The sequence below is a fragment of the Paenibacillus thiaminolyticus genome, from assembly GCF_003591545.1.
In the GTDB taxonomy this organism is placed as follows: Bacteria; Bacillota; Bacilli; order Paenibacillales; family Paenibacillaceae; genus Paenibacillus_B; species Paenibacillus_B thiaminolyticus_A.
Genome location: NZ_QYZD01000009.1, coordinates 142,091 through 155,340, shown reverse-complemented (window position 1 = coordinate 155,340; position 13,250 = coordinate 142,091). Strand labels below are relative to the sequence as shown.

Here is a 13,250-nt window from a genome sequence, read left to right as displayed (position 1 = left end):
GGCAACCTCCACTGACCTGTTCATGAACTGAAAATCTGGATAATCAAAGTATACAGGAGCTGACGCTCATGAAATAGGCCTATCTGCCAGCCTGACGTTGACCGTTGATTCCGGACTGGCGGCTGGGCTGCTTCCTTGGCGCACTGGCGGGAAGCGGCAGCCATGGCGCCATCGCTCTGACGCCAGGTCACATCGCCTTGAGCATCCAATCCATCAGCTTCGACATGACCAGCGCCGCTTCCTGGCGGGTCATCGCCTGCCGGGACGCGAAGTCGACGGTCTCGTCCGCGAGCAGCTTGACTTCCGGCCCGTACAGTTCCAACGCCGCCATCGTCTTCACGCTGTCCGCATACGTATCATCGGTTCCCTCAGCCAGCTTCACGCCGCTCAGATCCGGGCGGGCATTCTCCAGAATCGTCGCCATGCCGCGTACGATCATCTCGGCCGCTTCCTGCCGGCTGATCGTCTCCTCCGGACCGAACCGGTCTTCCGATACTCCTTCCTCCAGGCCGAGTTCAAGGGCCGTCTGAATCTCGGCATGGGCCCAATGGTTCGCCGCATCGGCGTACGCTGGCCGCTGCTCGGACAACGGATAGCCTACCGTGCGCATCATAAGGGCGATCAATTCCGCCCGTGTCACCGGCTTCTCCGGACGGAAGGTCCCATCCTTGAATCCCGCCGCCCGATCAATGGCCTGCAAATAATGAATATGTGAGGCATAAGGGCTGTCCTGGGCCACGTCACGGAAGGCTTGCTTCGTGATCTTCTGGGCGTAGCTGACCGGATTCAGGTATTTCAAATAATCGACCGTATGATCGCTGTTCTCCTTGAAGGCAAGCAGCTTCCCCTCTTCATCCTCGAACAGAAGCGTATCAATCTGCTTCGCGGAGTGCCGCCCCAGCACATCCTCGACCAACAGCTCTCCATCTCGCGTTGCCGTAACGGTGGTCTGCATAATGTTCAACCTCAGATCGAGATAGACCCCTTCCAACCGCCGAAGCTGATCCATCGGCGTCCGAAGGAACGTCCGCGCCTGCTCCTTCTTCGGATAGTACTGGTTCATGAAGGCAGCATACCAGTCCGAGCGCAGCATTCCTTCCGCATTGGCGGAGATGAATATGCCTGTCTTCTGATCCGGCAGCAGCCACATGCAGGAGGCGAAGCCGAACAGATCCCCGCCCTTGGAAATGACATGCTGCCCGTTGCTGGCCGCAGGCTCGTTCTCGAAGCCGTATGTCGCATCGGGGAACGCCGGATGTATCGGCTCACGGTAGAGCTGCATGGCCTCGACCGTCTCCGGACGAAGTATCCGGCCGTGGTTATTGGCACCGCCATTCAATTGCGCAATCATGAATTGGGCCATATCGCTGCCTGTCGTGTTCATCGCTCCGTCCGGCCCCTCCGTAGGCGTTACGCCATACACCGAAATCGGCTTGCCGCCAGGATCATAACCGGTAGCCAGCCGCTCCAGCACCTCCTTCGTCAGCAGGAAATCGCTGCTCGCCATGCCTAGCGGCTTGAAGATATGCTCCTTCATATATTGATGGAATGGCATCCCGGAGACTTGCTCTATAATATAGCCCTGCAGCATGTAGGCGAAGTTGTCATACATATAAGCTTCGCCCGGCTTGCGAACTACCGGCGGCATTCTTTCCTTAATATAAGATTGGATCGAGACCGTGCGGGACAGGTCTTCCGGGAAATCGTCCATCGTCTCCAACGTAACTTGAAATCCAGACGTATGCGTCAGCAGATGATGCATCGTCACGGGCTCCTTGAACGGATTGTCAATGCGAATCTCCCCCATATAGCGGTTGATATCGGCGTGCAAATCGATCTTCCCCTGCTCCGCCAGCTGCATGACGGCGGCCGCCGTAAATGTCTTGGAGACGGAGGCGATGCGGAATACGGTTTTATCCGGATCAACCGGCACCTTCTGTTCCATGTCGGCATACCCGTACCCCTTCTTCAGCAGCACTTTCCCATCCTTGACGACGACAACGACAGCGCCGCCGGCATCCTTCGGTTCTCTCTTCTCAAAAAAAGCATCCGCAAACCGCTCCAGTTCACGCACGTCAGCCGGACCGGCTTGACGGACCTCGTCCGCCGCAGCGGATATGGTCCGATCGTACCCAAGACCGGAAAAGACCATTCCTGCGATGATCATGACTATCGCTCCTTTGACCGCTGTGATCCCTATCTTCATCATACTCCCCATCCCTGTTCCCTTCTCTCTCTGACATCAGTGACCACGACTGCAGGTGCGTCCGCGGCAGTGGAGATCGCGTTATCTGATACGTACGGCATGCGTCTCGTGCCCCTCCTCGACGATTATCAGCTTCTCCGCCCGCGTCTGACCTGCCTGAACGATGAACTTCACTTCAACCGGAATCGACCGAACGAAAAATCTCGTGTCACTGGCCGGGTACAGCTCCACGCGCACGGTGCCGGGAGTCTGCAAGCAAAGCCGGCCGTCCTCAATCAAAACGGAGATGATCCCGTCCCCTCCGTCCTCCTGTTGGTACAGTCCGGCATAGCACGGATATAAACCCGTGTCGACGGAAGCAATCCGTTTCTCTAACGGCCGCTGCGGAATCTCATAAGGCTGGTCGAACAAAATTTGTTCGGCGGCGTCGATAACCGCCTGGTCGAACTCGACATCCTGCTCCCGGTTACGCAAATAAATCATCGTCATATCGGCCTCCAGATAGCGGTTCATGAGGGAGGCATACCCCGGCCAGCCACCGCTATGGCTACCGACGCGTCCTTTTCCTTCCTTATCTTCTAATATCCAGCCGAACCCGTAATCGAATGTCTCCCCATTGTTCAGGCGAACGGGAGCATACGCTTGCTCGAGCGATGGCCCGCTGACAAGCTTCCCGTCTTGGAGTGCCCGGTCGAAGACGAGCAGATCATGCACGTTCGAGCTCATCGCGCCATCTCCCTGGATACCGTCAAGGTAGACGACATATTGCGTCTCCGGCACAAGGTCGGGCAGCCCATACCGGGAAGAATGATGATCATACACATAACCGTATGCGTAATTGTCCATCACATCGCCCTCCAATCTCCGGCTGTAGATTCTCGAAGCGTTCATACGGAGCGGAAGGAAGACCCGCTCACGCATGAAGTCGGCAAAGATCTGCCCCGTCGCCCGCTCAATAATCAGTGCAAGCAGCACATAGCCGGTATTGCTGTACCGCCAGCTCTCATTCGGCTCGAAATAAGCCGGCAGCCGATGCTCCGCCAGCATCGCCAGCACATCGGCGTTCGTCGCGATTCGCTTCCGATCCCAGTGCTCGCAGAACAGTTCCATAAAGTCCGGCAGCCCTGACGTATGACAGAGCAGATGGCGTATCGTAATCCCCGGATAAGGGAGCTCCGGCAGCCACTGGGCCACCGGGTCGTCATAGCCCAGCTTCCCCTGCTCTGCCAGCAAGATGATGCCCGCCGCCGTGAACGGCTTCGACAGCGATGCCAAATCAAAGGCCGATGCCGTCATCAATCGCCGGCCCGTCGCCAGGTCAGCTCCACCAAAGGCCGCTTGATAGATAATCTCGCCCTGCTCGGCGGCCAGGAAGACCCCGCTCATTCCTCCTTGTTGTTCCAGCTTGCTGAACAATCGTTCTAACCGCTCCCGTTTCGTCTCCATTCCGCTCTCTCTCCTTTTCTATAGATGTCATCGCAAAGCAATATGATTCAATTAACTTAATTATTAAGATGACTTAACAATTGGACAAAGGAGAGCCCTCCCTCTCCTGCCCGGGGATGTTCATCCGATTCCGGGATGAAGCAATCAATTCGTCTCCGCCCTGCCCTTGTAATCCTTCTCTACGATTCCTTTGAGCTTCAAGATGATGTTCCTCAATGTCACAACTTCCTCATAATCGAGCTGGGAATAGTAGCGGTCGATAATGGTTCGCTCGAGCTCCTCCTCCCTGGCGAAATGCTCCGCGCCGCGCTCGTCCAGGCGAACGAATATTTCCCGGCGGTTGTTCGGGTTGATCTCCCGGGTGACGTACTTCGCCTTCTCCATCTTGCTGACGATCTGGCTGACCGCACTGGAGGAGACCTTCATCCGCTCCGCAAGCTCGCTGACCGTCAGACGACCATGCTTGTGAACGAGCTCGAGCAATATCGTCTGCTTGGCCGTAATCTCGCTATCGTTCAGAAACTCATGAGCCTGAATCAGCATCACATTCATGGCATAATCCGCTTCATTCATCTCTTTGACGAGACGGACAAGGTCGTCGCTTGCCTTCTTCAATCACATCCACCACCTTAATAATTAAGTTATCTTAATTGTTTTATATTCTAATCTATTCCGTTCGATTCTGCAACCCTGACTCCCTCCCTCGCCTCAATGCGCGGCATTCCCTACACAAATAGGAGCGTACACGTCTGCACGAGCCGATCTGTCCTTTTAATTTCCGATAATCTGTATATTTCTGTGTATACAGTTGTTGGGTATAGTAAAAATAGAACACTCAGGAGGGGAATATCATGACCACCGATAGACCAAAAACAGATGCACCCGTTCGATTTTTGGAAGGCAAGCGCATTTACTTGCGTCCAATCAGCTCGGAGGATGCAGAATTCTATTACCAGATGCTGTTCAACCCGGAAATGAGACGATTGACGGGGACGCAACGGCATTTTTCCAAGGAGCAAGTCGCCAGCCATATCGAAGGCAAAACGCAATCCGCTTCCGATATGCTGCTGCTGATCGCGATCCGCGAATCCGATCAAGTCATCGGGGATATTGAGCTTCAGGATATCGACAGCATTAACCGCAGCGCCGGCATGCGCATCGCGATTGATGCGCCCGCGAATCAGGGCAGAGGGTTCGGCAGCGAAGCGATCAGCTTGCTGCTAGAATACGCCTTCGGCATTCTGCAGCTGCATCGGATTGAATTGAACGTATTCGCCTTCAATGAACGCGCCATTCACGTCTACGAGAAAATGGGCTTCCAGCGCGAAGGCGTGCAGCGCGACGCCCTGTATTACAATCATGCGTATCATGATTCTATTATGATGAGCATCCTGGAGCATGATTACCGGCAACCGCGCATAACCCGATGAATCAGGGGCATTTTGCCCCTTTTCCGATCACCGTCATACCGATGCGGTCACTTGCTTAGCGTTGGAAACGCCGCCTCGAACGTTGTGCCAACGTCCGGCCTGCTCTGGACCTTGATAAAACCGTTATGTTTTTCCATAATGGCTTTGACGATAGAGAGCCCTAATCCAGAACCTGCAATATTGCGGGAGCGTGACTTATCGACACGATAAAAAGGTTCGAATATGTGCGGAAGCTCTTCGTCCCGCATTCCTATGCCTGTATCCGAAATTTGGATAATTGTATGAGATCCGCGCCGCGCGGTGGAGATTTGAACTTTGCCGCCGGGCGTATTGTATTTCACCGCATTCTCGATCAGATTGAACAAGACCCTGTACACCAGCGTCTTATTGCCGACAATCGGATGGCTGCATTCGCCTATCTGGATCTGGACACGCTTCTGCTTGCGCAGCGGCTCCAGCTCCTGCTCGATCGGCTGTAGCGCTTCAGACAAATCAATCACGTCCGTTGCGCTCTCCTGACTGTCTGCAGTCAGGTGCAATAAGTCTTCCACCACATCAATGAGCCGTTGGGTGCTTTGTTCCGTAATATCCACGGTTTCTCTGTAGTCTTCAATAGAGGGGGACTCATCCAATTTCAATACCTGAATCCCGGCTTTGATAGTCGCAAGCGGCGTTTTGAGCTCATGTGCGGCATTGGAGGCGAATCTTTTCTGTCTGGTGAAGGACTCATCCAGCCTGTTGAGCATCGTATTGAAGGAGTCGGCCAGACTCCCGATTTCATCGTTCGTCGAAATGGGAACAAGGCGTTGGGATAAGTTATTTTCATTGATGTTGCGAATGGTTGTGCTTAGTTGATTCACCGGACGCAAAGCTCTTCCCGCGATTGCATAGGTTGCGGCCATTCCGAAGGCAATGATGATAAACATATAGATGACGCTGGCATTTACGAACCTCTCATTGGCCTCTATAGTACTGACCTGAACAGAGATATTGTTTAACTCCCCCTTATCGCCTTTTTCCCCTTCCATTGTGTCAGGATGAGCCCCAATTTCTATCTCCTTCATAAATTCGGATAAATCACCTTCAGTCCTGTTCATAGGGACAGCTCCTGCCGTGAAAGGCTTCACAAATTTGCTCTCCGCATTATGGATGGAGATCAGTGTGACGCATACGGCGGTGAGAATAACGATGCAGCCGGTAAGCAACGTCAACCTCATACGCAACGACACCCTATTTAACATGGTGCTCACCTGCGGAATCGGAGATCATGTACCCCTGGCCTCGTATATTTTGGATCATATTCTTATCCCCCATCGCACCCGCGAGCTTTTTTTTCAAGGAATAGATATGAAATTTAAGAGAGTTGGAAAATAAATCGGTATCGCTGTCCCATGTATGCTCTATCAATCGCTCCGCGCTAATGACGCTGTTTTTGTTTAGCATCAAGTATTGAAGAAGTGAATACTCCTTCCTGGTCAACTCGATAAGCTGTCCGTCGGCATAGGCGCATTTCCGAGCCGTATCGATGCTGATAGAGCCACAAGTAAGAACCGTATCCTGCTGCTTGAACGAGCGCCGCAGCAAATTGCGGATTCTTGCCTCCAGCTCTTTAAAATCAAAAGGCTTGATCAAGTAATCATTGGCCCCGCAATCCAATCCCACAATGCGATCTTCGATCTCGGAGCGGGCCGACAGTATTAAAATGTTGATTTCTTTGTTGTTGCCGCGAATGAGCTTCAGCACTTCCATCCCATCCAATTTAGGCAGATTCAAATCCAGCACGATGACATCATATTGGTTGATTTCATGCAGCTCGATGGCTTCTTCCCCATCCGCCGCCTTGTCTACCGCGTAGCCGCATTTCTTGAGTCCCTTCGCTAAAAGATTTGCTAGAGCAAATTCGTCTTCAACTAATAATATTTTCATTGCTCATTCACTCTCCGTAAAGCAGCCTGTACATGACCAAGCAGCCACGGATTGTGGCTGCTTGGGCTGCTTAATCATACAGTTGCAAGATTATGATTGATATCAAGTCACACCCTATCGGACATTATTTGTTACTTGAATGTTTTTTAAGCATTACGCGGCCATCTTGGCCTTCACGCTGCATATTTTGCAGCATGCCAGCCTCCAGCGTAAGTATATCGACCTTCACGTTCTCTGTCTTATCCGCTTTAATCGTTTGAGAATCGATGATATTCGCAATTGTTTCATTCAATACCTTGTCCGTCTTCGGATTCAGCTTGAGGCTCTTTACGATTTCCCGCAGCTTCTCGGACGTGATTTGCTCGGGCTTGAGGTTGGCGATCATGTCGTTGATTTTCTTTTCCGTTCTCGAATCCAGCTCCAGAGTTTGGATGACGAAGGCCAAGCTTTCTTGAACGCTCAATTCTTTCCGCTCGAACTGTGGATACGAATCAATGGATTTTCCATTATATTCTGTCGGCATTGTCCCCGCAGGATATACTTTGATATCAACACCTGTATTCCCCCCTGTAGCCGCGAAAGCGCTGAGCGGCAGCGCGGCCACCATAGCAGCCACCATAATCCCTGTTTTTAATACATTAACCTTTTTCATAGAAATCTCCTCCTGCAGTTCGTTTGTTTGGGTGAATGACTTGCAACTGTGACTTTAGTTTACAGGGAGCACGGTTAGATTAAGGTTAGGTTTCAGGAGGATTTCAACGATTTTTCATATGTTTTATACTTATTTTATCATATTTTAAAATTAATAGTCATTTCTTGTGGTATTACCATATTCATAGGAATAGCTCTCGCCGAATCAAAGGGAGGAGAGTTGGCAATAGTAAGAGCCTAAGGACTAAGGAGGTGCCGACGATGGAAAATACGCATGAGTATGTAGAGAAGCTCAAGGATACGCAGGAGAAGGCGGAGCGCAATCAGCAGCGGCAGGGCAAAGGCTCGCCGGGCAACAAGCTGCCGAACAAGCAGCACAGCACCAATAAGTAGAGGTAATGCCAAGGGGAGCGGGCGAACCGCCCTGTTCCCGGTGGTTCCCCCGCCAACCTATTCATCCCCCCTGCCCCGTCTGATTAGACGAGCGCAGGGGGGATGATGCGTTACGGTAAAAAAGGTATGTCTGCGATGCGGCACAGCGCTATATCAGGTTGAGCAAAATGGCTGCGCCCAGAGCGGCAATTCTGGCCACATTCGTGATGATGAAGTTTTTGACGGCCAGGGCGAAGGTATGCTCCTTGGTCTGCTCCTGCTGGAACACGCGGATATTGCGGCGCACCGGAATCAGCGTGCATAGGACAAGCAGCAAAATAATCGGATTGACCTTCAAGATGAACAGGACAATGAGGTCCAGATAGGATACATAATAAATGATGCGGAACAAGGCCAGCGCATTCTCCTTCCCGATATAGACCGGGAGCGTATACCGCTTATTTTCCACATCGTCTTCCATGTCGCAAATATTGTTGGCCAGCATAATATTCGCAATGCACAGAATCGCCGGTATCGCGATAAGGAACACCAGCAGCACTTCGATAATGTTGATATCGACCTTCACATGCCAGTCTTCCAGCCACAAGGCCGCCAGCTGATGATCCTCCACATGAATATACGTGGATATGAAGATGATGACGAACCCCATGAACAACCCGGAGAACAATTCCCCCAGCGGCATGCGGGAGATCGGGACCGGTCCGAGCGAGTACAAAAAGCCGACCAAAAACGATAATCCGCCTAAAAGAAGAATTAGCAGGCCGGTCTGCAGAAACAGAACAACCCCTGCGCTAATCGCAATGACGAGCAGCGTCATGATGGTGGCGAGTACAGTCGATTCCTTCAATTTGTACTGCACAATCGCATTATGGACCTCATAGCCGTAGCCATGGGTTTTGATCGCCTTTTTGTAATCGTAATAGTTGTTGATGGCCGTGGTCGCCATATCGAAGGACAGCAGAGAGGCGAGCATCAGCAAGAAATGGCTGACTTCGAAGGATTGGAACCGAAATACGGCATAGAGACTCCCGATAAAGAAGGGAATCATGCTGGCTGTTTTGGTCTGGATCTCGACCAGCTTGAGAAAGCTTGTGATTGTCACGTTTCATACTCCTTTGCATGTACAGCACCCGTAGAGGCATCTTTCTGTATCGCTTCTTTTCCTCTAAACTTTATCACCAGATCCAAGGGCCGTCCAGTTCCTTAGTATCCCCCGAAATAGCCGCAAAAAAGCCTGTAAAAACCAAGTCCGCGCACGCGGATTTATCTTGACAAGCCATTCTATCAATATTAATCTAAAGGTAGATAGATCACCAGATTTTTCTTCCAACCGCATATTTATCCTAGTGATAAAGGCAAACCCATCGAAAGATGGCGACGCAAAGCTACAGGGGCTTCAGCGAATGATACTCGCTATGCCAGCCAGTTACCGATAGAGATAGCTTGACGTGTCTTTCGCGAACGTTCTCAAGCCCTTCTTACTTCGGTAAGCGGGGCTTTTTCAATAGGATGGACAAGCGAAGGAACTGGTCAACTCCGTATTGACAAAGGCAAACCTGTTGAAAAGCAGGGACGCAAAGCTATAGGGGCTTCAGCGCTGCCAGCGCTCAGCCAGCCAGCTACCAATATTGAAGCAAGTGCCGAACTGCGCGATCAACTCTACCAATCCAGATGGACAGGAAGAATCGCGGAAGCAGAGGCGCCGGGCTTCAGAGGAGAGATTGCGATGAAATGGGATAAGCGTCTGTTGAGCCTGCTTGTATTGGCCGCTATCTTGTTCACGGTACCGGTCTATCCGGTTCACGCCGAGGATGCCATTATCAATAAATTAGTCGTGCTGCCAAGCAGTGAATATAATGTCAGGGAAGCTGAAGCCATGAAGGAACGGCTTGCCAAGATCCCCGTACGGATTCTGAACCAGCTGTATGACAGGGGCGTCAAAATCAAGCTGACGAACGACATCATTACGAATGAACCGGAGTTAAGTTATTTGAAGGGCGTGACGCCGCGAGGCTGGGAAGGCACCGGCATGACATGGGACGATGTTCCCGGCGTCAGCGAGCGCATTGTCGCCGCCCGCATCGGTTACAGCAACAAAGGTCATGGACATAATTCGTTCAATCTGGAAATTCACGAGACCATGCATGCGGTCGATCGCATCGTCTTCAATGAAATCAGCAGCACCGAGGAATTCAAGAACATTTTCAATCAGGAAGCGGATATCAACTATAACGGAGACGGCTACGTGTCGATCCATCCGACCGAATACTTCGCGGAGACCGCCAGCTTGTATGTATACAGCGACGCGACACGGGAAGAACTCAAGGAGACCACCCCGCTCACCTATGAATTCATGGACAAGCTGTTCGCTAATCCATAATAGACATAGAAGCTCCTTCCGGGCAGATGCCGCGGAAGGAGCTTCTTGTTCATGCAGGCGAGCCTGCCTTATGGGTATACCCGGTCCGGCTGGATGGAATCCCACGTCTCATAACCGTCCTCGGAACGGCTGTACTCGTGGTGGTTCGTCGCTTCCAACACATCCGAATAGTACCATTTGCCCGGCTTGTTGTCCGGCCATTGCTTCGCATCCTCGTGGATATCGGCTGCCTTCACCTTCCGATTCAGCACACTGTTGATGAAAGCCATTGCTTCCGCCCGCGTAATGTACTGGTTCGGCTTGAAGGTGCCATCCGGATAACCTTTAATCCAGCCTTTGTTGGCCGCCGATACGATATATTTCTCTGCCCAATGCCCGGAAATATCCGAGAACATGCCGTTCGCTTGATCATTGAGCTTATCGAATCGGGACGCAATCACGGCGAACTCCGCCCGCGTAATGGATTGGCCCGGCTTGAAGGTGCCGTCCGGATATCCGGTGATGATGCCGGCACGTTCCATCGTCGAGATATGTTTGTTCGACCAACGCTTCTTGGCTACATCCGAGAACGAATTCTGATCGGTCAGATAGTTCACGCGGCTCTCGTTCTCCATCAGACGATAGAAGATAGCAGCGACTTCTTCCCGGCTAATCTGATTCTCCGGCTTCACCGTGCCATCCGGGTAGCCGTTGATATAGTTGTAGTGGTTCTCCATATCCAGCTTCGGCGGAACCGGCGGCAATGGCGGAACCGGTGGGAGCGGCTTCGGTGATGGCGTTATCGTAGTGGAGCTGCCTCCTCCCGAACTGCCGCCAGTATCCGGATCCGGATTGGACGAATTTTTCGTGTAATAGAAAATGTATTCCTGTCCTTCCGCTTCGGTGAACGTGTACGTATCGCTCGCCTTCACCGGCGTATAGCCCGATACCGTGACCGCCGTCAACGAGACTTGGTCTCCCGGCTTGCCGCTCTTCGTTATCGGCGCAGCCAGTTGTTGGCCGGTTCCCTGCTCCAGATACTTCACGGTCACCTGGCGCTTCGTCTGGGATGGGTCCTTTTTGTAGAAAATATTCAGCATCTGCTCCGGTTCGTCACTGAATGTATACGGGTAACTCGAATGCTCAGGGTGATAGACGGCGCCCGTCACCGTAATTGGAGACGTCCGGTATAGGATCTGCTCGCCGGCTCTTCCTTTGACTCGCTCGGAATCCTTCAGCACATGGTTCGTCTCGGCTTCCAGATGATTAATCGTCAGAAGCTGGAAATCACCATGCTCGCCCTTTACATAGTAGAACGTATACTGCTGATCAGGAGCCGTTGTAATCGTGTAAAGCTCATTGAATTTGAGCGGCGTATATACGGAATCGGTGACGGTAATCTGATCCGCTCTCAACCACAGCACTTCCCCGGACTTCCCGGAATGGGTAGCAGGAGCTTGCAGGGCCAGATTCGATTCTTGTTCCACGTAGTGAACCGTTACCGTGTACGTCTCGCCTTCATTTACTTTGTTGTAGTAGAAGGTGTATTCCTGCTCGGTATCTGCCGTAACTGTGTACTCGACGCGATATCGTTCCGGCTTATATACAGCGTCCGTCACCGTAATGTCTTCCGCCGTCAATGTAATCGTCGACCCAACTTCCCCGGTACGCGAAGTGGACTCCTTCAGGGATTGCTCCGTCGCCCGATCCACGTAATGCACGATTACGGTGCGCTCTTCGCCTGTCGGATCGTCTTTGGTGTAGTAGAACGTATACACTTGGTCAGCTTCTGCTGAGAACGTGTACTTGTGCGTCGCGTTCAATGGCTTGTAGCCCGCCACTTCTTCTGCCGTCAGTTCGATAGTCTGCCCGGTTACGCCTTCTTTCGTCGTTTCGTCAGCCAGTACTTTGTCTGTACCTTTTTCCAGGTACTTCACCGTCAGCGTCTGACTGCTTCCGACGTAGTAGAAGATGTATTCGTTCGTTCCTGCTTTGAACGTGTACTCATACGTAGCGTTCTCCACTGTGTAACCCGGGATCGGCTTCGATTCCAGCGTTACCGTCTCACCCGTTACGCCTTCTTTCGTCGTCTGGTCAGCTAGTACTTTATCCGTGCCCTTTTCCAGGTACTTCACGGTTACGGTCTGCTTCTGGGCCATGTAGTAGAAGATGTACTCCTGGTTCGCTGCCCCTGTGAACTTATACGTATGTTCACTTGGCGCTACTGGCTCATACCCTTCTACTGGCTTCGCTGTCAACAGCTTTTCGGAACCCGTTGGACCTGTGAACGTATCTGGAGCGGCAACTTCAACATCCGTTGTGCCTTCCAGCAGATACTTCACGGTGACGGTCTGTTCCTTGGCCGTGTAGTAGAAGATGTACTCCTGATTAGCTTCCGCTGTGAACTTATACGTATGTTCACTTGGCGCTACCGGCTCATATCCTTCTACCGGCTTCGCTGTCAGCAGCTTCGTCGAGCCCGTTGGACCTGTGAATGTATCCGGAGCGGCTACCTCAACATCCGTTGTGCCTTCCAGCAGATACTTCACCGTTACGGCCTGTTCCCTGGCCGTGTAGTAGAACGTATACTCGTTCTTTCCTGCTGTGAACGTGTACTCACGCGTACCGTTCTCTGCTTCGTAGCCCGGGATCGGCTTCGATTCCAGCGTTACCGTCTGACCTGTTACGCCTTCTTTCGTCGTTTCGTCAGACAGTACTTTATCCGTACCTTTTTCCAGGTACTTCACCGTTACGATCTGCTTCTCCGCCGTGTAGTAGAAGATATGATCCGGATTTTCGCCGGCCTTCAGCACATAATTCACTGATTTCGGCTCTTCCG

At 52.0% G+C, this 13,250-nt stretch carries 11 protein-coding genes and 2 riboswitches; of the genes, 3 read left to right on the top strand and 8 right to left on the bottom strand.

Annotation, left to right across the window (positions count from 1 at the left end):
- Positions 1-187: 187 nt before the first annotated feature.
- The 3 genes from DQX05_RS12520 to DQX05_RS12510 form a co-directional block, all read right to left on the bottom strand.
- Entirely contained in the window at positions 188-2,209 is a 2,022-nt protein-coding gene (locus DQX05_RS12520; RefSeq protein WP_182914725.1) for a serine hydrolase domain-containing protein, read from the bottom strand.
- Between the two features lie 78 nt (positions 2,210-2,287).
- Positions 2,288-3,652 carry a serine hydrolase domain-containing protein gene (locus DQX05_RS12515; RefSeq protein ID WP_119793967.1) on the bottom strand — a complete coding sequence of 455 codons (1,365 nt, stop codon included), beginning with the start codon at positions 3,650-3,652 and terminating at the stop codon, positions 2,288-2,290.
- 144 nt (positions 3,653-3,796) lie between these two features.
- Positions 3,797-4,267, bottom strand: coding sequence for a MarR family winged helix-turn-helix transcriptional regulator (locus DQX05_RS12510; protein ID WP_119793966.1), 471 nt, complete (start codon positions 4,265-4,267; stop codon positions 3,797-3,799).
- A 236-nt stretch (positions 4,268-4,503) separates the two neighbouring features.
- Between DQX05_RS12510 and DQX05_RS12505 the strand changes: the two genes are divergently transcribed.
- Positions 4,504-5,082, top strand: a complete 579-nt coding sequence (locus tag DQX05_RS12505; RefSeq protein WP_119793965.1) for a GNAT family N-acetyltransferase — start codon at positions 4,504-4,506, stop codon at positions 5,080-5,082.
- Positions 5,083-5,129: 47 nt separating this feature from the next.
- Here DQX05_RS12505 and DQX05_RS12500 read toward each other — a convergent pair whose 3' ends face one another.
- The 3 genes from DQX05_RS12500 to DQX05_RS12490 all read right to left on the bottom strand — a co-directional run bounded on the left by DQX05_RS12500 (position 5,130) and on the right by DQX05_RS12490 (position 7,660).
- The gene (locus DQX05_RS12500) at positions 5,130-6,299 is read right to left on the bottom strand and encodes a sensor histidine kinase (RefSeq protein WP_397335350.1); all 1,170 of its coding nucleotides are present in this window, start codon (positions 6,297-6,299) and stop codon (positions 5,130-5,132) included.
- 13 nt (positions 6,300-6,312) lie between these two features.
- Positions 6,313-7,008 (bottom strand): response regulator transcription factor, encoded by a 696-nt coding sequence (locus tag DQX05_RS12495; RefSeq protein WP_119793963.1) that lies wholly within the window; start codon positions 7,006-7,008, stop codon positions 6,313-6,315.
- A gap of 124 nt (positions 7,009-7,132) precedes the next feature.
- Positions 7,133-7,660: a hypothetical protein gene (locus DQX05_RS12490; protein WP_119793962.1), complete on the bottom strand. Its 528-nt coding sequence runs from the start codon at positions 7,658-7,660 to the stop codon at positions 7,133-7,135.
- A 260-nt stretch (positions 7,661-7,920) separates the two neighbouring features.
- On the opposite strand from DQX05_RS12490, the gene DQX05_RS12485 reads away from it, so the two are divergent.
- Entirely contained in the window at positions 7,921-8,052 is a 132-nt protein-coding gene (locus DQX05_RS12485; RefSeq protein WP_119793961.1) for a DUF4023 domain-containing protein, read from the top strand.
- A 148-nt stretch (positions 8,053-8,200) separates the two neighbouring features.
- On the opposite strand, the gene menA is transcribed toward DQX05_RS12485, so the two are convergent.
- Positions 8,201-9,154 (bottom strand): 1,4-dihydroxy-2-naphthoate polyprenyltransferase, encoded by a 954-nt coding sequence (gene menA / locus DQX05_RS12480; RefSeq protein ID WP_119793956.1) that lies wholly within the window; start codon positions 9,152-9,154, stop codon positions 8,201-8,203.
- Positions 9,155-9,396: 242 nt separating this feature from the next.
- Positions 9,397-9,486: riboswitch (cyclic di-GMP riboswitch) on the top strand.
- Positions 9,487-9,591: 105 nt separating this feature from the next.
- Positions 9,592-9,679, top strand: a riboswitch (cyclic di-GMP riboswitch).
- Positions 9,680-9,778: 99 nt separating this feature from the next.
- On the opposite strand from menA, the gene DQX05_RS12475 reads away from it, so the two are divergent.
- On the top strand, positions 9,779-10,432 hold the full coding sequence (locus DQX05_RS12475; protein ID WP_119793986.1) for an anthrax toxin lethal factor-related metalloendopeptidase: 654 nt from the start codon (positions 9,779-9,781) through the stop codon (positions 10,430-10,432).
- Between the two features lie 68 nt (positions 10,433-10,500).
- Here the strand turns inward: DQX05_RS12475 and DQX05_RS30700 are convergent.
- A partial coding sequence (locus tag DQX05_RS30700; RefSeq protein ID WP_220483172.1) for an S-layer homology domain-containing protein occupies positions 10,501-13,250 on the bottom strand: 2,750 nt, incomplete at its 5' end.

Bases quoted from the DNA above. Each gene is read 5' to 3' on its own strand.
- DQX05_RS12515 (WP_119793967.1), bottom strand. From the start codon at position 3,652: ATGGAGACGAAACGGGAGCGGTTAGAACGATTGTTCAGCAAGCTGGAA.
- DQX05_RS12495 (WP_119793963.1), bottom strand. From the start codon at position 7,008: ATGAAAATATTATTAGTTGAAGACGAATTTGCTCTAGCAAATCTTTTA.
- DQX05_RS12485 (WP_119793961.1), top strand. From the start codon at position 7,921: ATGGAAAATACGCATGAGTATGTAGAGAAGCTCAAGGATACGCAGGAG.
- DQX05_RS12500 (WP_397335350.1), bottom strand. From the start codon at position 6,299: ATGAGGTTGACGTTGCTTACCGGCTGCATCGTTATTCTCACCGCCGTA.
- DQX05_RS12475 (WP_119793986.1), top strand. From the start codon at position 9,779: ATGAAATGGGATAAGCGTCTGTTGAGCCTGCTTGTATTGGCCGCTATC.
- DQX05_RS12520 (WP_182914725.1), bottom strand. From the start codon at position 2,209: ATGATGAAGATAGGGATCACAGCGGTCAAAGGAGCGATAGTCATGATC.
- DQX05_RS12490 (WP_119793962.1), bottom strand. From the start codon at position 7,660: ATGAAAAAGGTTAATGTATTAAAAACAGGGATTATGGTGGCTGCTATG.
- DQX05_RS12505 (WP_119793965.1), top strand. From the start codon at position 4,504: ATGACCACCGATAGACCAAAAACAGATGCACCCGTTCGATTTTTGGAA.